This window comes from Macrococcus equipercicus, assembly GCF_004359525.2.
Lineage (GTDB): Bacteria > Bacillota > Bacilli > Staphylococcales > Staphylococcaceae > Macrococcus > Macrococcus equipercicus.
Window position 1 is genome coordinate 237,296 of record NZ_SCWC02000001.1, and the last position, 18,369, is coordinate 255,664.

An 18,369-nucleotide genomic window follows, 5' to 3' on the forward strand; every position below is an offset into this window, starting at 1 on the left:
AAAAAAAGACCGAAGCTATAAGCTTCGGTCTTCTTTAGTTACTTTCTAAGCAGCAGGACACATGCGGAAAGTGCGACTGCACCAGCTGCCAGTCCAAATACCATATTCGAATTACCGGAAGATTTCTCTTTTCTCTGACTCGGCAGTTTGACTTTGCTGACATTTTTCAAGTCTCCTGTATCAGTCTGGACAGGATCGACGATGCCTTGTTCAACCTTTAGGTCATCAGCGTCGTAACCAAATCCTTCAACGAATTTTGTCAGGAAAAGTGCGCCTTCAATAAAGTCACGGCTTACGAGTACTTTCAGCAGGCTGAACACGCCGAGTGTTTTATTGTGGTTAGTCGACAGTTCAAATCCTTTGTTGATTTTCAGAATCATCGGCTCAAGCTCTCCGAACTTGAACTTACCGAGCCCTTGAGCGAGAAGCAGCCCATTACGGATCGCTTTATCAAGCTCTGTCTCGTTAAGCGCTTTAAGGACACGTGTCAGTATAGGGTCACTTTTTGCGAGCGCCGCATTCAAGGCATTGAACACTTCATGGTCATCCAGTTGATCCATCAGACGGAACAGCTTAAGCAGTGTATCTTTATGCATCATCAGCTGCTGTTCAAGCTCACGGAGTTCCTGCTCACGTAATTGGTCAACATCGACTTCTGTTCTTCTGATGATTTTAGTAGAGTGTGCCATTATTTTCCACCTCGTCTTTCTTTCACGATATCACCCGGGAAGGCATAATCAGGGCGTGCCCATTTCTGCTGGATGTTCACCCCGTACTGCGGCACAGGTGAACCATAACGGAAGTTAGATTTTGGAAGCGGTGATTTGCCGCCGCGTTCAAGAATGATCAGTTTAGCTTTTGTTTCCTTGTAAGCAGGTGTAGAAGTATTTTTATCCGCAATTGAGCTGGACAGCAAGTTGATCGCGGCATCGCCTGAATCATTCATCGGTAAGTATACTTCTTTGCCGTAGACGCGGTCTGTGACAAGTGCCTTGACGTCAACTTTGCCGTACGGAGACTGCAGACGGACGAGAGTGCCATCTTCAATGCGGCGTTCTGCTGCAAGTTCGTGTGATACTTCAAGGAATGTTTCCGGTGTTTCGCTTGTCAAGCCGGCAACTTTGTATGTCATGTTTCCTTCATGGAAGTGCTCCAGCAGACGGCCGTTGTTGACGTGAATATCATATTCTTCAGCATATTCTGTCGGCGGCGTCCAGTCGACCGGGAACAGGATCGCTTTTTTATCATCAAATGGGAAGCCGTCTGTAAAGAGCAGCGGTGTATCTGTGCCATCAGCATTGACCGGCCACTGCAGACTATTGAATCCTTCTAATCTATCATAGCTCACACCCGCATAAATCGGTGTTAACGCAGCGATTTCATCCATGATCTGTGATGGATCTGAATAATTCCAGCCGGCGCCGAGGTGATTCGCAATCTCCTGGATGATCACCCAGTCCGGTTTAGAGCCTTCAAGTGGTTCAAGCACTTGGTACAGACGCTGGATACGGCGCTCTGTATTAGAGAAAGTTCCTGTTTTCTCAAAACTTGGTGAAGCAGGCAGTACGACGTCTGCATACTCACATGTTTTAGAGAAGAAGATGTCCTGAACGACCATGAATTTAAGTTTCTCGAAGCCTGCTCTGACATGGTTGACGTTTGAATCGACAATACCCATATCTTCACCTTTCAAGTAAAGAATATCAAGTTCACCTGAATGCATCGCATCAACCATCTGGTGGTTGTTCTGACCTTTTTGAGTATTCAGTTCAACACCCCAGGCATTATTGAACTTCTCAATCACACCTTCATTAGTCAGCTTCTGGTAGCCCGGCAGGTGGTCAGGCATACTTCCCATATCACTTGCGCCCTGCACGTTGTTATGGCCGCGCAGTGGATAAGCACCAGCACCTGGTTTCATATAGTTACCTGTCACAAGCAGCAGGTTGGAGATTGCTGTAGAGGCATCACTGCCTCCGCGCTGCTGAGTAATACCCATCGCCCACATGATAACCGTAGTTTTTGCTTCGTGAATCATTGTTGCGACGTTGATCAGTTCTTCTTTAGTGAGTCCTGTATGTTCTACTGCATAATCAAGTGTATATTTTTCAAGACTGTTGACGAATTCGCTGTAGTTATTGACATGCTGATCGATGAACGCTTTATCATGCCAGTTATTGTCGATAATGTATTTAGTGACGGCATTTAACCAGACAAGGTCGGATGCAGGGTTAGGGCGGATGAACATGTCTGCCCGTTCAGCAAGCTCGTGTTTACGGATGTCTGAGACGAGCAGTTTTGAGCCGCGCAGTTTCTGAGCGCTCTTCACACGTGTTGCGATGACCGGATGGGCTTCTGCTGTGTTCGTACCGATACCAATGATCAGTTCAGCGCTCGCGATATCTGTGATGGAACCTGAGTCACCACCGTAACCGACTGTGCGCCATAAGCCCATAGTCGCAGGAGATTGACAGTATCTTGAACAGTTATCGACATTGTTCGTGCCGACAACAGCACGTGCCAGTTTCTGCATCAAATATGATTCTTCATTCGTACATTTTGAAGAAGTGATAAATGCCAGACGTTCTGGTCCGCGTGTTTTGATTGTCTCTGCAAATTTGCTGGTGATTAATTCATAAGCTTCTTCCCATGTACCTTCTCTGAATTCATCGCCTTCACGAATGAGCGGCTTAGTCAGACGTTCGCCGGAGTTGACGAAATCCCAGCCGAATTTACCTTTAACACATGTTGAGATCTGGTTGGCAGGAGATTCTGGTGACGGTTCCACTTTAAGAATGTCACGGCCTTTTGTCCAGACTTCAAATGAGCAGCCGACTCCGCAGTATGTACATACGGTTTTAGTCTTCTTAATTCTATCTTGACGCATTTCTGCTTCTATATCTGAAATAGCCATGAGCGGCGTATAACCTGTTTCTACTGCTTTAGTGACATCGACGGCAGGGCGGAAAGCATCTTTAAGCATACCAGTTAAGAAGCCTGCTTCTCCTTCCATACCGACTTCCATCATTGCGTTACACGGACATACGGTTGAACAATGGCCGCAGTTGACACAAGATGAATCGTCGATAGGATTACCATCTTTACCATCCCAGAGAACTCTAGGACGTTCAAGTGTCCAGTCAATCATCAGCGTTTCATTGACCTGAACGTTCTGGCACGCCTGAACACAGCGGCCGCAGAGAATGCACTGGTCAGGATCGTAGCGGTAGAACTTACCTCTATTGACCGGTGCGCCTTTAGGAGACTGATGCGTTGCCTGATGGTCGATTTTTAACTGCTTAACTGTATTATGGACGGTACAGTTACCGTTGTTGAAATCACATACTGTACAATAAAGTTCATGATTGTGCAGCACGCGGTCCATCGCAATCATCTGTGCTTCGAATGCTTCACTGGTGCCTGTCTTGACGACGTCACCTTCTTTTAGCTGTGTGCTGCATGAGCGTACGAGTTCCCCGTTAACTTCAATAATACATGCATCACACGTTTCGATCGGACCAAGGTCTGAGTGGAAGCAGAGAGATGGTACATCAATGCCCTGCCATCTCAAGTATTCCAGTAAATTGGTCTGTACCGGTAATTCAAGCTGCTTACCATTCAAAGTAATAGTGACGACTTGAGTTGTTTCGTTCATACATAACCCCTCTTTCTATCTTATTAAAAACTTTATGCCTACCTACATTATAGGTTTTCTTAAGATTTATACAATGAATTACATGTTTTTAGTACTTTAAATTCCATGTTCCTTAACAAAATCGCCTTTTTTTCGTGTAAAAGACAGGCACTAATTCAAAAGAAATAATTAACTGTTAAAGAATACCATTAAAAAACGGATTGCTCCGTTTTTAACTTTCTATAAGGGAAGGGTCATTTGTGAAGGCGTTCGTCTCAATTTCAAAGCCCAAATCCTGAATCATTTGATAGTCTTCTTCGTTCGGCTGGCCGTTAGTCACTAAGTAATCACCGACAAAGATGGAATTTGCCATGTAAAGGCTCAGCGGCTGCAGTGAGCGGAGGTTGACTTCGCGTCCGCCGGAGACGCGGATTTCTTTTGTCGGATTGACGAGACGAAATAGGGCAAGGATCTTCAGACATTTGTTCGGTGTCAGCTCATCTTTATCTTCAAACTTAGTGCCTTTAATAGCATGAAGGAAATTGACAGGAATGCTGTCGGCATTGATCTCTTTGAGCGCAAATGCCATGTTGACAATGTCTTCATCTGTTTCCCCCATGCCGCAGATCACACCGGAGCATGGCGAGATATGATTGTTTTTCATAATCTCTATTGTATTCACACGATCCTGATAGCTATGTGTCGAGACAACTTCATCATGATAACGTTCGCTCGTATTGATGTTGTGATTATAGCGATCGACGCCTGCTGCTTTCAGCTTCTTTGCCTGTTCATCATTTGTCAGTCCGAGGCAGGCGCAGATTTTAAGTGTTGGATATTTCTCCTTGATGGTTTCAACAGCATTTGTGACGCGGTCTACTTCACGATTCGTCGGTTTGCGGCCGCTCATGACGATGCAATAAGTTCCAATTCGGTGTTCGACAGCAGCACCGGCGCCTTTGACAAGCTGCTGTTCATCAACAAGTGCATATTGACTGCAGCCGGTGTTCGCTTTTACGGACTGCCCGCAATAGCCGCAGTCTTCAGCACAGAGGCCGCTTTTAGCATTTAAGATCATATTCAGCTTTACTTTGTTCTGATAATAATGATAGCGGACATGGTAAGCTTCATTGATTAACGTCAGCAGCTCCTTATCCTCTGTGTGTAATATGTTGAGCGCTTCTTCTTTAGTCAGAACATACCCATCGATCACGCGTTGTCCTAATGTCATTTCAATTCCCCCTTTGTTAACTTAAATTAATATTAAGTTAACAATAACGAGGATGCAAGAAAAAATGGACAAAAAAAAGACCACGACTGTGGTCTCTATATTAAAAGACTTGTTCAACTTCAACGACACCCGGCACTTCTTCAAGAAGTGCACGCTCGATACCGGCTTTTAAAGTGATAGTAGAAGAAGGGCATGTACCGCATGCACCGAGTAGACGTAATTTGACGATACCATCTTCAACATCGACTAACTCGCAGTCACCGCCGTCGCGCAGCAGGAATGGACGAAGTTTTTCAAGTACTTCATTGACGTGATCAAACATTGTTTGTTGTTCTGTAGTCATAGGAGACTCCTTTCTTTATAGCTTTGCTAATAGTATAATAACTATAGCACATTTTAGTGGAATGGTTAAGGGGGATGCAAGTGGATTCTATTAAAGTTAATGTTTACGGGGCTGATGCCGTCTGTGCAAGCTGTGTTAATGCACCGACATCAAAAGATATTTACGACTGGATACAGCCGAACTTAAAACGAAAGTTTGAGCAGCTCAGCTTTACTTTCAATTATATCGATATCGCAGATGGGGAAGGGCTGTCAGATTATGACCAGTCATTGCTTGAACAGATTGAGAACGATGAACTGTTTTATCCGCTTGTAACGATGAATGATGACATCGTGGCTGACGGCTATATTCAGCTGCCGCAGCTGACTAAATACATTGACCGGACATTTATTAAGTAACTACAACTAGAACGCCTCAGTTCATGCTTCCATGGGCTGAGGCGTTCTGTTGTAGATGAATGTGGTTAGCCGTTATGATATTTATAGAGCCATAATACGCCGGATTTCATAATTCTTGCGATACGGCCGGTCACGGTGCGGTCCATCAAGTAGGCAAAGCCTTCTTTGTCGCCTAATGAACCGATGAAGCCCTGAAGTTTCAAGTCCGGCATTTTATCAGGCAGCGGTTGACCTGCCCATTGCAGCTTCAGAATATCAACGATCTGCTCAGCCTGGACTTCAGCAAGCTGTGCACTTGGTGCATGAGGCAGCAGGGCACAGTCTCCGACAACATAGACGTTTGGATGCGTTGGAATCTGATGGTACTGATTCACGCGGACACGGCTGCCTTCACCGAACTCCACAGGCAGGCTGCGTACGATCTCGACAGGCTGGATGCCTGCAGTCCACACGCATATATCGACATCGTGCGTGTCGTCATTATTATAAAGTTTACCCGGCTCGACTTTCACAATATTAGATTTCGGGATGACTTCCACTTGGTGTTTATCAAACCATTTCTTGACGTATTTACTCAGTTTTTCGGGGAAAGCCGGTAAAATACGCTCGCCTCTGTCAAACAGTTTAATTTTTAAGTCGGCACGTGATTCACGCAGTTCGCTTGCCAGCTCAATGCCGCTTAATCCTGCTCCGACAATACCTACCGTACTGCCAGCTGGTAAATCTGCGATTGCCTGATAAGTTTTTCTCGCCTGTGTGATGGTCTGGATGCTGTAAGTGTAGACATCTGCACCAGGTACATTGTGATATTTGTCTTCACAGCCAAGACCGATGATTAGTTCGTCATAATCCACTTGAGAGTCTCCAACAGAAACAATCTGCTGGTCAAGGTCGATTGCTGTAATTTCACCGAATGTCTGGTTTAATCGCTGATCTTTCGGGAACTCAAGTCTGATGTCTTTATCGGATTCTGTCCCAGCCGCAAGGGCATAGTATTCAGTTTTTAATCCTTGAAAAGGAATTCTATCGATTAAAGTAATGGTGTATTCTTCTGGTAATGCAGAGGGCAATAAGCGCTGCATTACGCGCATGTTACCATAGCCACCGCCAAGCAGTACAAGATTTTTCATAATGATCCCCTTTTCTTATGAAGTCAAATTTCTACTTTTTTCAACTATCATAAATTATAATATAGATTACAGTTAATTTGTAGCGCTTTAGTTATTGACATGGATAAAAAGTGCTTGTTTGAGGTGGAAAATGAATCCAATCGTAGAGTTCTGTCTTTCTAATATGGCAGCCGGCAGTCAAAGTGTCTATGATACTTTATCCAAAGATCCCGGCGTGGACTGCCTGGAATATGGCTGTCTGACCTATTGCGGGCTGTGCAATGAACGTCTTTATGCGCTGGTCAATGGAGATGTCGTCACAGGAGAAACAGCGGATGAACTACTTAACAATATTTATAAGCATATTGAAGAAAACTGGCTATTCTAGGAGGTAAATGATGAGCACTATAATATTAACAGAAGCAGCAGCCTATGAAGTCAAAGATATGATGGCAAAAAACGGCCTGCCTGATGGTTACTTGAAAGTATCGGTGAAAGGCGGCGGATGTACCGGACTGTCATACGGCATGAGCGCTGAGGAAGTACCGGGAGATAATGATGAACTGCTGAATTTCTACGGCGTCAATGTTCTCGTCGATAAAGCGGATGCACCGATATTGAACGGGACGACGATTGATTTTAAACAGTCGTTGATGGGCGGGGGTTTTGCGATCAATAATCCTAATGCGATTGCTGCGTGCGGCTGCGGTAGTTCGTTCCGCACAAGAGATGTTGCAGGCAGCCCTGAGAATTGCTGAAAATGAAGTTATTAGCTTGAATAATATGCCTATTCAAGTTATGATTACTAAGGAATCTAGTAATGGTTTATGTGACTAAAATCACAATATAATAATCTTAAAAGACAGGTGAATATGATGAGCTTCGAAAGAAAAAAGGTTGTTGTATTAGGAGCGGGTTATGCCGGCCTTCAGACAATCGCAAAATTGCAAAAGTTAGTTTCAGCACAGGATTGTGATATTACACTGATCAACAAAAATGAATATCACTACGAAGCGACATGGTTACATGAAGCTTCAGCAGGTACTCGCGCTTATAAAGACTGTTTATATCCAGTGGCAAGTGTCTTAGATGCTTCTAAAGTTGACTTTGTTGCTGCAGAAGTGACTAAAATCAACCGTGATGAAAAAACTGTGGAGACGACTAACGGAACGTTCAAATTTGACATTCTTGTCGTTGCATTAGGGTTCGAATCAGAAACATTCGGCATTAAAGGAATGAAAGAACACGCGTTCCAGATTGAAAATATCAATACAGCACGCCGCATTTCAGCTCATATTGAAGAGCGCTTCGCGAACTATGCGCAGAGCACTGGCAAAGACGACAAAGACCTTGCTATACTTGTCGGCGGCGCTGGTTTCACTGGTATTGAATTATTAGGCGAGTTAACTGAAAGAATGCCTGAGCTATGTAAAAAATATGGTATCGACCCATCTAAAGTCAAAATGACATGTGTAGAAGCAGCGCCAAAAATGCTTCCTATGTTCTCCGATAAATTAGTGGACTATGTTGTCAACTACCTTGAAGCGCGCGGTGTTGAGTTCAAAATTGCAACACCAATCGTGGCAGCGAACGAAAATGGTTTCGTCGTGAAGAACGGAGAGCAGGAAGAGCAGCTGTATGCTAACACTGTGATCTGGGCAGCAGGTGTTCGCGGCAGCCAGTTAATGGAAGAATCATTTGAAGGCGTTAAACGCGGCCGTATCATCGTGCGTGATGATCTGCGCATTGACGGTTATGATGATATCTTTGTTATCGGAGACTGTTCTGCAGTCATGGCTGGTGAAGGGGACAACAAACGTCCATTACCGACAACAGCACAAATTGCTATGCAGCAAGGTGAGTTCACTGCGAAACAAATCGTGAAGTTACTGAACAACGATAAACTGGATACATTTAAATATGACGACAAAGGAACTGTGGCATCACTTGGTTCACACGACGGTGTCGGTGTTGTTTTCGGTAAAGAAATTACAGGTAAAAAAGCTGCGTTCATGAAGAAAGTAATCGATACACGTGCACTGTTCAAAATTGGTGGTCCAGGTGTTGCTTTCAAAAAAGGTAAATTCCTGTAATAAGCCTGTCTTAATATCGATTAAAGAGACTTGTTTATAACAAGTCTCTTTTTATTGTCGGGGGGATGGTTATGAGTAAAAGAGGGAATGTCTGGCTCGGTGCTGCAGCGGTCGTCATCAATGAGCAGGGTGACTGGCTGGTCGTCAAGAAACAGTATGGCGGCCTGAAAGATATGTGGTCCATGTGTGCGGGATTTGTCGATGCCGGAGAAACAGCGGATCAGGCGATCGTGCGTGAATTGGCAGAAGAAACGGGTATAATAGGACAGGTGGAAGGTATCATCGGTGTCAGAAGCGGGGTCATCAAAGACATTATTTCTGATAATATGATTATTTTCCTTGTCCGCCCGCTGTCTGAGGCAATCACCATCACACTTCCCAATGACGAGATTAAAGACGTCAAATGGGAGACAACGACCCATCTGCTCGCTGATCCCATGTGTTCACCGATGGTCCATGAATTCATCAGAAGACTAGCAGCGCCGCTCGTTCTCGGAAGCACGACGCCGCCGGGACCGCAGTTTAACTATACGACTTATCATTTATTTCTTTAGGAGGCAATAATGACTGCTTTAATACAGTTGATTATTAGTGTATTATTGTTCTTTGTACTATTTTTCGGAATAGCATTCATTTTGAACATGCTGCTTAAATCCACATGGATCATGGCAGGCTTTTACCCGTTTGTCGTCTGTGCGATCGTCGACAAAATTTCAACAGCCGATTATTTTTTGAAACCGAAGTATGCATTTCAGCAATTATGGCACGGCATCACTCATTTATTACCTGCGGACATCATTATGCTTTCCGGTGGACTCATCGGAGCACTGCTAGCAGGATTTGTTATTAGAGGCTTGCGTAACAGCGGATATACTATGTTCTAGGAGTGATAGAATGATGAAGCAAACAGAAACACATGTAGACGATGTCTATGTGTGTTTTTTACCCTTTCAGCACAGCCAGTGGGTGAAGACGAAGCATGATACAGTGAACCGGCATGTGGACGCTTATTATCGTGATCAGCTCACAGCGCTTGATACAGTAGTTGACGGCCTGCATATCATCGGGATTGAAATCGGCAATCCCAAGCGATATAAGACAGAGCAGCTGCTCATACTCCATAGCGAGCTGACCGACGTGCTGACGACTTATCATGAGCAGCGGCTGACAGTAGATGTCACAGTGCTGACAAAATATTTGGATGACGAAGCGCTTCTTGCGCTTGCCTGGACAATAGAATCATCAGCTCCCCGCAGTATCAGCGGCTATGAGCCGGAATTACCGGACTTATTCTACCGGCTGGCTGAGACGCTGGAGCTGCCAACTAGCTCTGTCACAGAGCGGCTGACTGAGCTGTTAAGCAGTCTGAGCGGCAAAGTGACACTATTCAATGCCCAAGAACGCTGCCAGCTGCTGCCGGCCTGTCCGGATGAGGAAGTGACAGCCGTTGAATGGCAGTCAGCGGCTCATGTATCAGAAGTACTGCTGCTCCCTCTCGACTTAACCCGCCGGCTGCCGGATTTACTTCCGCTGTTATTGGCACTGACTGACTGGCCAGGTGCTGTACTATTTGTCTGTTATCACGAGCGGCAGGAAGCGCTCAGTAGAATTGCAAGAAGCGGTATTACTGTGGAAGCAGAACAGCTCAAATCAGCTGTGATATTCGATATGCTGCACTATGGCTTTCAGTATAACGCGGCTCCTATTGTACTAATGATTGAAGACTCAACTGCTGAGCGGATCACGACTTATGGCAGGCCCCTGAATATTAAGGACAAAGGGCATCGTTACCGCATACAGACGCCTGATTTCGAACTGTTTCCGTCTGCACAGAAGCGTGCCGGGCAGCTGGCCGACGGGCGTGTTGAATTAGCAGCTGACTGCTATGAACCGATGGCCCATTATTATCACAAGCCGTTCAGTGTCGTCGAGGAACAGCAGACGACTCCCGCTTACTTTAAGTACCAAATTTACCGCTCCATGTTTCAAAAGGGTTGACACTTAAAGTCAAATACGTTACTTTAGTATGGTATTACTTTACCAAGCTAAAGGATTGGAGTTTTTATATGAATGCAGTATTACTAGCAGTATTAGTCATGATTATTTTAAGTTTATGCCGGTTAAACGTCGTTCTTGCCATATTTGTCGGTGCATTAGTCGGCGGATTGAGTGCAGGGATGGGTTTGAATCATACGATCACTGTCTTTACTGAAGGAATCGGTGCAGGGTCGGAAGTGGCGCTGAGTTATGCACTGCTCGGTGGATTTGCTGCACTGATCTCCTACAGTGGAATTACTGATTACTTTGTCGGTAAGATCATCAATATGATTCGTGTCGACAGCACTGTAAAGACACGGACAGTGACAAAAATTGTCATCATTTTCTCACTGACGCTGCTTGCCTGTATGTCACAAAACCTGATTCCTGTCCACATCGCGTTTATTCCGATTATTATCCCGCCGCTGCTCAGCCTGTTCAATGAGCTGAAGATGGACAGACGGATGATCGCTGTAATGCTGACTTTCGGTTTATGTTTTCCTTACGTCTTACTGCCTTTTGGCTTTGGCCACATTTTCCACGAAATTATTAAAAAAGGGTTTGAACAAGTAGGGTATACCATCCAGTTTGATGATATATGGAAAGCAATGGTCATTCCATCGCTCGGTTTTGTTGTCGGGCTGATTCTCGGTCTTATTATTTATAGAAAGCCAAGAGAATATCATACAGTCGTTGCAGAAGAAACATTTAAGGCGAAGGACATCAAGCCTTATACAGTTTTTGTGACGGTTGCCGCTATTCTCGCTACATTTATTGTGCAGCTGACGACAGAATCGATGATCTTCGGCGCACTTGCCGGCATACTGATTTTCTTTCTCTCTGGCGTGTTCAACTGGCAGACAATGGATGATGAATTAACGACAGGTATTAAAATAATGGCGTATATAGGTGTCGTCATGCTGGCGGCTAATGGCTTTGCGCATGTCATGACAGAATCGGGTCAAGTGACTTCTCTTGTAAAAGAAATGGTCCACTTAACCGGTGGTAATAAAGCGCTGGGTGTGATGTTCATGCTGATTGTCGGCCTGGTTGTCACGCTTGGTATCGGATCGTCATTTGCAACAGTGCCGATCATCGCTGCCCTGTTTATTCCTTTCGGTGATGCCATGGGGTTATCAAGTCTTGCTATCATCAGTATTATCGGTACAGCTGGTGCACTAGGTGATGCAGGCAGTCCGGCAAGTGATTCAACGCTTGGACCGACAGCCGGATTAAATATGGACGGCCAGCATAATCACATCTGGGATACATGTGTCCCGACATTCATGTTATTTAATATTCCTCTTATTATATTCGGCTTTATCGCGGCTATGGTATTATAGTCAAAAAGGGGAAATACAATGGATTTCATGGAGTTATTTACAACAGACAGTCTGCTGACGCAGTTTGAGATGAAGATAGAAGAAAGAGCACCAGGGAGACTCGTGATCAGCATGCCTGTCACTCATAAAGTCAGGCAGCCGTTCGGTTACCTGCACGGTGGTGCGAGTGTCGCCTTAAGTGAGACAGTCGCATCTATGGGGACAGCAGATTTAATCGACCTTGACAAAGAGCTTGGACTAGGTCTTGAAATCAATGCCAATCATATCTCATCTGTCCGCTCCGGCAGAGTGAAAGCAGTCGGTGAGATTCTGCATCAAGGGAAGACGACCCATGTATGGGATATTAAAGTTTACGATGATAATGACCGGCTGCTGTCAGTTGCACGGTGCACAGTCGCCGTCAAAACATTAAGATAACAAAGAAGAGTCCAGGATATTCTGGACTCTTCTTTGTTTAAGCTATTTTGCATCTTTTAGATCATCTCTCACGGTCTTCTTTGTATAAGGTGTACCTGTATAGTAGGCACTCCGCATAATAAGATGGCCGCCGATTGGGCCGGTAAGGAAAATGAACAAAATAGCCAGCAGCAGGGACGGCTGAAACTGATGATCTTTACCGATGAAGAACAGCAGCACCCCGGATATAATACACATGACTCCGAGCGTTGATGCCTTACTGGCAGCATGGCCACGCGTATAGACGTCAGGCAGTCTATATAGACCCAGTGCACTGGCGAAGCTTAGCAGAGCACCGAGGATTATGAAAATCATGGCGGCACTATTGACGATGATGTCGATCATATTCGATGATCTCTCCTTTATCCATAAATTTCGCGAATGACACGGTCCCAAGGAATGAGAGTATGGCAAGCAGCATCATAATACTGATATAATGCGTGGTGTTCAATAAGATTGAAAACAGCGCAATGACAGCCATGAGAGAGATGCCGAGCGCATCAAGAGCAACTACACGGTCAGCAACACTCGGCCCTTTGACAGCGCGGTACAAAAAGCCGAACATGCTGACAACGACAACAATAAGTGCTATCACTACAATAATCGTCATCTAATACCAACCTCCTTAATAGCCGCTTCAAATGAGGAGCGGATACCCTCTATCTCATCTTCCAGATTCGAGAAATTAATCGCATGAATATATAAAGTCTTACGGTCATTGCTGACAGCCACAACGACTGTGCCGGGCGTTAAAGTAATCATCTGTGACAGCAATGAAATTTCCCAGTCTTTCGTCAATTCTGTCGGATAGGCAAAAAACGCCGGTGAAATGTCAATTTCTTTTGAGAGGACAATTTTAAATACTTGGACGTTTGCTTTCACTAACTCAATAATAAAAATGATACAAAGCCGGATGCTTTTCACAAGCGGCCGTAAATAGAAGCGTCCGGGCAGGAAAGGACGCATGACGAAAACAGCGAACAGCCCGAACAAAAATCCGAGAACAATGTTGCCGAAAGAAAAGCTCATTGTAATCAAGCACCAGAGCAGTGTCAGGGACAGATTGATCAGAAACTGTACTGCCATTAGTTCACCTCCATTATTTGTGTGTAATGGGACGGCTCTGTCAAGGTGAGGGCTGCTTGATGAAACAGCGGATAGAACTGGTCAGCGTATAATCCGAAAGCGACAGCGAGACATGTTGCGATGACACTGACAACCAGCATTCTGCGGTACGGTTTGACAGGTGTCACTGTGACCGGGTTACCCCAGAACACGTGAATGAACATACGGATGATGGAGTAGAGCACAATGAGGCTGCTCAGCAGAATGATAACTGCTGCAAACGTATGACCGTCAGCAAGAGCCGCTTTAACAATATAATACTTACCGTAAAAGCCGCTGAGCGGAGGGATGCCTGCAAGCGACAGTGCTGCGATGAAAAACGTCCAGCCGAGCACCGGATAATCTTTAATCATACCGCCGAGTCTGTTCGACTGAGTTTCTCCTGTCATATGAATGATAACACCGACCAGCATGAATAATGCGGCTTTAATCAATATGTCATTGAAGATATAATAAATCGCACCGAGCATACCGTCAGTGGACAGCAGGCTGACACCGGTCAGAATGACACCGACCGCAATCATAATGTTATAAATGATCACTTTCTTCATATCGTAATAGGCGAGAGCACCTATACAGCCGAAAATAATCGTCAGCAGTGCAATGACCATAATGAATGTGCCGACGATGTGTGTCGGAAAGAATAAAGTATAAGTCCGCATAATCGCATAAATGCCGACTTTGGTGAGCAGTGCACCGAACATCGTCAAAATCGGAATCGGCGGTGCGTAATAAGCCCCTGGCAGCCAGAAGTAAAAGGGGAACATCCCGGCTTTTGTCGCAAAGACAAAAATAAAGAGAATAGCACAGAGCACGATAATCGGCTGATTTTCCTGTCCGGAGAGCTTCACACTGATATCTGCCATATTCAATGAACCGACAACGGAATACAGCATCGCTATCGCCAGTACAAAGAACGATGACGAGATGACATTCACTAAAATATACTTAATACTTTCCTGCAGCTGAATCTTTGTACCGCCGATAATCATCAATACATAAGAGCTCATCAGAAACACTTCAAAGAAGACAAATAAGTTGAAAATATCTCCTGTGGAAAAAGCACCGTTCAAACCAGTCAGCATAAACAGCAGTGAAGCGTAGTAGTAATAGCGCTCCCGTTCAACACCGATAGATTGGTAGGAATAGATAATGACTAGACAAGTCAGTAATGACGTCATGAACACAAATGATGCTGACAGCTGATCGACGGTCAGTGTAATACTGTAAGGGATGGGCCAGCTGCCGAGCTCAAGAAACTGAATGCCGTGTTTAATGATATGCCAGAGATTAAGCGCTGCAAACAAAGTAGTGACGACAGCACCCAGCAGCACAACCATACGCTTTATAAGCAGCCGCTTACCGATGAAAATGAGAATAAGTGAAAAAATAGCAGGAATAATCACAGGAAACACTAATAGATTACTTATCATCCGGTACTCCTTTCATCATCGACATATTATCTGTCCCGAGCTCCTTGTAACTTCTGAATGCCAGTACAAGGAAGAAGGCAGTGACAGCAAAGCTGATGACAATAGCTGTCAGTATCAGGGCCTGCGGGATTGGATCCACATAACGCGCAATATGCTTATCATAAATAGGGATGGCCCCCTCTTTCAGGCCGCCCATCGTCAGGAGCAGTAAATTAACCGCATGAGTGAGAATAGATGTCCCGATAATAATTCTGAGCAGGCTTCTAGAAAGGATGAGATAGACACTTGCAGCAATTAAAATGCCGCTCAATATAATCATGATCACTTCCATTATTCATTCTCTCCTATCGTCAGAATAATTGTCATTGTTGTCCCGATGACAGCGAGCATAACACCGAGGTCAAACAGCATGGCTGTATGCCAGTGCACAGCGCCGAACAGCGGTAAATGCAGGTCGCCGGAAAAGTGTGTGAAAAATGGTCTGCCGAGCAGCACTGCAATTAAAGGTGTGGCATAGCAGAAAGTGAGACCGACCGCTATGACTTTCTTAAAGTCTATTGGTAGTATACTTTCCAGCGTTTTAATGTCATAGGCGATCAAAACAAGCAGCAAAGCACCTGCAACGAGCAGACCGCCGACAAATCCACCACCCGGTGTATAATGACCTCCCAGAAAGATGGAGAGGCTGAACATGAAGATGATGAAAAACACAATTAAAGTACAGAATTGAAAAATAACATCATTTCTTTGTTTGTTCATGATTGACCTCCTTGCTGTCCCGCAATTTAATCAATGTATAGATGCCGATGCCGGCAATGCCGAGTACAGTCGATTCAAACAATGTGTCAAAGCCCCGGAAATCAACGAGAATGACGTTGACCATGTTTTTACCGTGAGCCAGGTCATACACATGTTTAATGTAATATTCAGTGATGGACGGTGAAAAGCGATGGCCGTAAGCCATCAGTGCAATGACGGTCACAACAGCCCCGACACCGACCGCAATCACTGCATTAGTCAGTTTGAATGGCATGGTCTCCTCGTAGCGTGACAGCTTCGGCAGATGATAGAAGCACATCAGAAATAATGCGGTGGAAATCGTTTCAATCGTCAACTGTGTAAGCGCTAAGTCAGGCGCATTGAAGAAGACGAAGAACAGACCGACGGCATAACCGATGGCACTCAGCATAATAATACTGAATAGACGGGACTTCGCGACAATCACCATAAAGGTCGCAATCAATATCAGAACGACAAGAATCAGTTCAAACGAACGGACTTCTGATAAGTGCCAGCTGCCGAAATTGAACGGTGCCTGCAGCAGCAGGACGACAGTCATCACGATTAAAGCGCTGAAGACCAGCAGTAAATGGCTGCGGATACCGGCAGTAATCACCTTGTTGTTAAGACGGTAGGAAATGGATTCAGCGGCCGCCAGTAGTTTCTCGTAAACGTAATTGAATGTCCAGTTCGGGCGCTGCACTGAATAGATAGGTGCCCACTGCTGGTAAGTGAAGATGAGCGCCGTACCTGCCGCAAAAATCAGCAGTGTTGTCACCAATGCAGGGTTAACACCATGCCAGTGTGAAATATGCAGCGGTGCCACATGTTTGTTCAAGATGGCCTGTCCTGCACTGTCGATCATTGGCGTCAGTATATTCGGGAATAATCCGGTGAAGACAACGACAGTAACCATCAGTAAAGGAGACAACAGCAATAACAGCGGTGCCTCGTGGACATGTTTGTCTACCGACGGCGGACCACCGAAAAAGAGGTCTTTGAGCAGTTTCACAGAGTAGATGAACGTCAACAGGCTGCCAATGATAACAAGTGACAGCAGCAGTACGAGCGACGGTCCATGGAACAGGCCGCTCTTACTGTCAAACATGCTCGTCAGAAACATCTCTTTAGACAGAAAGCCGTTGAACGGCGGTACACCGGCCATGCTGAGTGCGCCGATGATAGCGGCGGTAAACGTAACAGGCATCAGCTGCAGCAGGCCGGACAGTTTTTTGAGATCGCGCGTGCCTGTCTCATGATCGATAATACCGACGACCATAAACAGTGCCCCTTTGAATGAGGCATGGTTGAAAATATGGAAGACGCAGGCGGCAATCGCTGCATAGAAGACCGGCTGGTTATTATAATAGACGCCGAGACCGCCGACACCAAGCAGTGTCATCATCAGTCCGAGCTGACTGATCGTGCTGTAGGCAAGAACGCCTTTTAAGTCCTGCTGTTTCACTGCATTGAACGATGCCCAGAACAACGTAATTGCCCCGATAAAAGTCACAATGTAAATCCATTGTGCTGACAGTGCAAAGAGCGGTGTGAACCGTGCAATTAAATAAACACCGGCCTTCACCATAGTCGCAGAGTGCAGATAAGCACTGACAGGTGTCGGTGCTTCCATCGCATCAGGCAGCCAGATATGGAACGGAAACTGCGCTGACTTTGTGAATGCTGCAAGCAATATGAATACCATGGCAGTCGTAAATAATGGAGACTGCTGCAGCACATCTGCCTGCATCACCATTTCCCTGATACTGAATGTATGGGCAATAGACACTAAGGTCAGCAGACCTCCGAGCAGCATCAGGCCGCCGAACACAGTGATCAGCATCGACTTCAGAGCACCTTGCAGTGATTTCTCCTTATGATGCCAGAATGCAATCAACAGAAAGCTCGAGATGCTTGTCAGCTCCCAGAACAGATAGAGCGACAGAACATTGTCACTGAGCACAACGCCGAGCATAGCACCCATAAACAGCAGCAGATACGTATAAAAATGACCGAGCTGCTCACGGCTGCTTAAATAATGGATAGAGTAAAAGACAACGAGTGCACCGATGACAGTAATCAGCAGACAGAACAACAGGCTGATACCATCCATTCTGAAATCCAGATTCAAGCCGATGCGCGGCATCCATTTGACTGATTGACTGACTTGGCCGCTCATCAACAACAGTACAGCGGCTGCCACAGGAACAAGCAGTGCAAAATAACCCGGATGAATCCGTTTATTATAATAATGTATCAGCGGGATAAGTAGGGCGCCGAGAAACGGCAGACTGACGGCTAAATGTAATAAACTCATGAAAGACCTCCTTCAATAAATTAAGTATACAGAAAATCTGCAACGCTTTAAATGCGATAAGCTGTTGCCC

General features: G+C 45.3%; 21 protein-coding genes. 9 read left to right on the forward strand and 12 right to left on the reverse strand.

The window, feature by feature from the left end:
* Positions 1-38: 38 nt before the first annotated feature.
* The 4 genes from ERX35_RS01250 to ERX35_RS01265 form a co-directional block, all read right to left on the reverse strand.
* Positions 39-689 (reverse strand): helical membrane plugin domain-containing protein, encoded by a 651-nt coding sequence (locus ERX35_RS01250; protein WP_149458089.1) that lies wholly within the window; start codon positions 687-689, stop codon positions 39-41.
* Positions 689-3,655: a formate dehydrogenase subunit alpha gene (gene fdhF / locus ERX35_RS01255; protein ID WP_149458090.1), complete on the reverse strand. Its 2,967-nt coding sequence runs from the start codon at positions 3,653-3,655 to the stop codon at positions 689-691. The genes ERX35_RS01250 and fdhF overlap by 1 nt, the downstream gene beginning before the upstream one ends.
* A 211-nt stretch (positions 3,656-3,866) precedes the next feature.
* The gene (gene bioB, locus ERX35_RS01260) at positions 3,867-4,865 is read right to left on the reverse strand and encodes a biotin synthase BioB (protein ID WP_149458091.1); all 999 of its coding nucleotides are present in this window, start codon (positions 4,863-4,865) and stop codon (positions 3,867-3,869) included.
* Positions 4,866-4,965: 100 nt separating this feature from the next.
* On the reverse strand, positions 4,966-5,208 hold the full coding sequence (locus ERX35_RS01265) for a NifU family protein (RefSeq protein ID WP_149458092.1): 243 nt from the start codon (positions 5,206-5,208) through the stop codon (positions 4,966-4,968).
* Positions 5,209-5,288: 80 nt separating this feature from the next.
* Between ERX35_RS01265 and ERX35_RS01270 the strand changes: the two genes are divergently transcribed.
* On the forward strand, positions 5,289-5,606 hold the full coding sequence (locus ERX35_RS01270) for a DUF1462 family protein (protein WP_149458093.1): 318 nt from the start codon (positions 5,289-5,291) through the stop codon (positions 5,604-5,606).
* A 65-nt stretch (positions 5,607-5,671) separates the two neighbouring features.
* On the opposite strand, the gene ERX35_RS01275 is transcribed toward ERX35_RS01270, so the two are convergent.
* On the reverse strand, positions 5,672-6,736 hold the full coding sequence (locus tag ERX35_RS01275; protein WP_149458094.1) for an NAD(P)/FAD-dependent oxidoreductase: 1,065 nt from the start codon (positions 6,734-6,736) through the stop codon (positions 5,672-5,674).
* 130 nt (positions 6,737-6,866) lie between these two features.
* Here ERX35_RS01275 and ERX35_RS01280 point away from each other — a divergent pair, with 130 nt between their 5' ends.
* The 8 genes from ERX35_RS01280 to ERX35_RS01315 all read left to right on the forward strand — a co-directional run bounded on the left by ERX35_RS01280 (position 6,867) and on the right by ERX35_RS01315 (position 12,605).
* Positions 6,867-7,103: a YuzB family protein gene (locus ERX35_RS01280; protein WP_149458095.1), complete on the forward strand. Its 237-nt coding sequence runs from the start codon at positions 6,867-6,869 to the stop codon at positions 7,101-7,103.
* 10 nt (positions 7,104-7,113) lie between these two features.
* Positions 7,114-7,473 carry a HesB/IscA family protein gene (locus ERX35_RS01285; RefSeq protein WP_149458096.1) on the forward strand — a complete coding sequence of 120 codons (360 nt, stop codon included), beginning with the start codon at positions 7,114-7,116 and terminating at the stop codon, positions 7,471-7,473.
* A 117-nt stretch (positions 7,474-7,590) separates the two neighbouring features.
* Positions 7,591-8,808 carry an NAD(P)/FAD-dependent oxidoreductase gene (locus tag ERX35_RS01290; protein ID WP_149458097.1) on the forward strand — a complete coding sequence of 406 codons (1,218 nt, stop codon included), beginning with the start codon at positions 7,591-7,593 and terminating at the stop codon, positions 8,806-8,808.
* Positions 8,809-8,879: 71 nt separating this feature from the next.
* Entirely contained in the window at positions 8,880-9,362 is a 483-nt protein-coding gene (locus ERX35_RS01295; RefSeq protein WP_149458098.1) for an NUDIX domain-containing protein, read from the forward strand.
* A gap of 9 nt (positions 9,363-9,371) precedes the next feature.
* Positions 9,372-9,692, forward strand: coding sequence for a YuiB family protein (locus ERX35_RS01300; protein ID WP_149458099.1), 321 nt, complete (start codon positions 9,372-9,374; stop codon positions 9,690-9,692).
* 10 nt (positions 9,693-9,702) lie between these two features.
* Entirely contained in the window at positions 9,703-10,806 is a 1,104-nt protein-coding gene (locus ERX35_RS01305) for a hypothetical protein (protein ID WP_149458100.1), read from the forward strand.
* A gap of 68 nt (positions 10,807-10,874) precedes the next feature.
* Positions 10,875-12,188, forward strand: coding sequence for a Na+/H+ antiporter family protein (locus ERX35_RS01310; protein WP_149458101.1), 1,314 nt, complete (start codon positions 10,875-10,877; stop codon positions 12,186-12,188).
* 27 nt (positions 12,189-12,215) lie between these two features.
* Positions 12,216-12,605, forward strand: a complete 390-nt coding sequence (locus ERX35_RS01315) for a hotdog fold thioesterase (RefSeq protein ID WP_170234509.1) — start codon at positions 12,216-12,218, stop codon at positions 12,603-12,605.
* A gap of 42 nt (positions 12,606-12,647) precedes the next feature.
* On the opposite strand, the gene mnhG is transcribed toward ERX35_RS01315, so the two are convergent.
* Genes mnhG through ERX35_RS01350 form a run of 7 tightly spaced genes read right to left on the reverse strand, consistent with a single transcriptional unit; the run spans position 12,648 to position 18,299 of the window.
* On the reverse strand, positions 12,648-12,989 hold the full coding sequence (mnhG, locus tag ERX35_RS01320) for a monovalent cation/H(+) antiporter subunit G (RefSeq protein WP_149458102.1): 342 nt from the start codon (positions 12,987-12,989) through the stop codon (positions 12,648-12,650).
* A complete protein-coding gene (locus tag ERX35_RS01325; protein WP_149458103.1) occupies positions 12,967-13,254 on the reverse strand; it encodes a Na(+)/H(+) antiporter subunit F1 in 288 nt (95 codons plus the stop codon). Before ERX35_RS01325 ends, mnhG begins: the two co-directional genes overlap by 23 nt.
* Positions 13,251-13,730: a Na+/H+ antiporter subunit E gene (locus tag ERX35_RS01330; protein WP_149458104.1), complete on the reverse strand. Its 480-nt coding sequence runs from the start codon at positions 13,728-13,730 to the stop codon at positions 13,251-13,253. The genes ERX35_RS01325 and ERX35_RS01330 overlap by 4 nt, the downstream gene beginning before the upstream one ends.
* On the reverse strand, positions 13,730-15,202 hold the full coding sequence (locus ERX35_RS01335; protein ID WP_149458105.1) for a Na+/H+ antiporter subunit D: 1,473 nt from the start codon (positions 15,200-15,202) through the stop codon (positions 13,730-13,732). Before ERX35_RS01335 ends, ERX35_RS01330 begins: the two co-directional genes overlap by 1 nt.
* On the reverse strand, positions 15,192-15,533 hold the full coding sequence (locus ERX35_RS01340; RefSeq protein WP_149458106.1) for a Na(+)/H(+) antiporter subunit C: 342 nt from the start codon (positions 15,531-15,533) through the stop codon (positions 15,192-15,194). Before ERX35_RS01340 ends, ERX35_RS01335 begins: the two co-directional genes overlap by 11 nt.
* Positions 15,533-15,961: a Na(+)/H(+) antiporter subunit B gene (locus ERX35_RS01345; protein ID WP_149458107.1), complete on the reverse strand. Its 429-nt coding sequence runs from the start codon at positions 15,959-15,961 to the stop codon at positions 15,533-15,535. Before ERX35_RS01345 ends, ERX35_RS01340 begins: the two co-directional genes overlap by 1 nt.
* Complete coding sequence (locus ERX35_RS01350) at positions 15,942-18,299, reverse strand: Na+/H+ antiporter subunit A (protein ID WP_149458108.1); 2,358 nt, start codon at positions 18,297-18,299, stop codon at positions 15,942-15,944. The genes ERX35_RS01345 and ERX35_RS01350 overlap by 20 nt, the downstream gene beginning before the upstream one ends.
* Positions 18,300-18,369 lie beyond the last annotated feature (70 nt).

What these genes read in the sequence shown, in the direction of transcription:
- ERX35_RS01295 (WP_149458098.1), top strand. Translation starts at nt 8,880, where the DNA reads ATGAGTAAAAGAGGGAATGTCTGGCTCGGTGCTGCAGCGGTCGTCATC.
- ERX35_RS01315 (WP_170234509.1), top strand. Translation starts at nt 12,216, where the DNA reads ATGGAGTTATTTACAACAGACAGTCTGCTGACGCAGTTTGAGATGAAG.
- ERX35_RS01250 (WP_149458089.1), bottom strand. Translation starts at nt 689, where the DNA reads ATGGCACACTCTACTAAAATCATCAGAAGAACAGAAGTCGATGTTGAC.
- fdhF (WP_149458090.1), bottom strand. Translation starts at nt 3,655, where the DNA reads ATGAACGAAACAACTCAAGTCGTCACTATTACTTTGAATGGTAAGCAG.
- ERX35_RS01290 (WP_149458097.1), top strand. Translation starts at nt 7,591, where the DNA reads ATGAGCTTCGAAAGAAAAAAGGTTGTTGTATTAGGAGCGGGTTATGCC.
- ERX35_RS01275 (WP_149458094.1), bottom strand. Translation starts at nt 6,736, where the DNA reads ATGAAAAATCTTGTACTGCTTGGCGGTGGCTATGGTAACATGCGCGTA.
- ERX35_RS01330 (WP_149458104.1), bottom strand. Translation starts at nt 13,730, where the DNA reads ATGGCAGTACAGTTTCTGATCAATCTGTCCCTGACACTGCTCTGGTGC.
- ERX35_RS01285 (WP_149458096.1), top strand. Translation starts at nt 7,114, where the DNA reads ATGAGCACTATAATATTAACAGAAGCAGCAGCCTATGAAGTCAAAGAT.
- ERX35_RS01280 (WP_149458095.1), top strand. Translation starts at nt 6,867, where the DNA reads ATGAATCCAATCGTAGAGTTCTGTCTTTCTAATATGGCAGCCGGCAGT.
- ERX35_RS01345 (WP_149458107.1), bottom strand. Translation starts at nt 15,961, where the DNA reads ATGAACAAACAAAGAAATGATGTTATTTTTCAATTCTGTACTTTAATT.
- ERX35_RS01265 (WP_149458092.1), bottom strand. Translation starts at nt 5,208, where the DNA reads ATGACTACAGAACAACAAACAATGTTTGATCACGTCAATGAAGTACTT.
- ERX35_RS01310 (WP_149458101.1), top strand. Translation starts at nt 10,875, where the DNA reads ATGAATGCAGTATTACTAGCAGTATTAGTCATGATTATTTTAAGTTTA.
- ERX35_RS01335 (WP_149458105.1), bottom strand. Translation starts at nt 15,202, where the DNA reads ATGATAAGTAATCTATTAGTGTTTCCTGTGATTATTCCTGCTATTTTT.
- bioB (WP_149458091.1), bottom strand. Translation starts at nt 4,865, where the DNA reads ATGACATTAGGACAACGCGTGATCGATGGGTATGTTCTGACTAAAGAA.
- ERX35_RS01305 (WP_149458100.1), top strand. Translation starts at nt 9,703, where the DNA reads ATGATGAAGCAAACAGAAACACATGTAGACGATGTCTATGTGTGTTTT.
- ERX35_RS01300 (WP_149458099.1), top strand. Translation starts at nt 9,372, where the DNA reads ATGACTGCTTTAATACAGTTGATTATTAGTGTATTATTGTTCTTTGTA.
- ERX35_RS01350 (WP_149458108.1), bottom strand. Translation starts at nt 18,299, where the DNA reads ATGAGTTTATTACATTTAGCCGTCAGTCTGCCGTTTCTCGGCGCCCTA.
- ERX35_RS01325 (WP_149458103.1), bottom strand. Translation starts at nt 13,254, where the DNA reads ATGACGATTATTGTAGTGATAGCACTTATTGTTGTCGTTGTCAGCATG.
- mnhG (WP_149458102.1), bottom strand. Translation starts at nt 12,989, where the DNA reads ATGATCGACATCATCGTCAATAGTGCCGCCATGATTTTCATAATCCTC.
- ERX35_RS01340 (WP_149458106.1), bottom strand. Translation starts at nt 15,533, where the DNA reads ATGGAAGTGATCATGATTATATTGAGCGGCATTTTAATTGCTGCAAGT.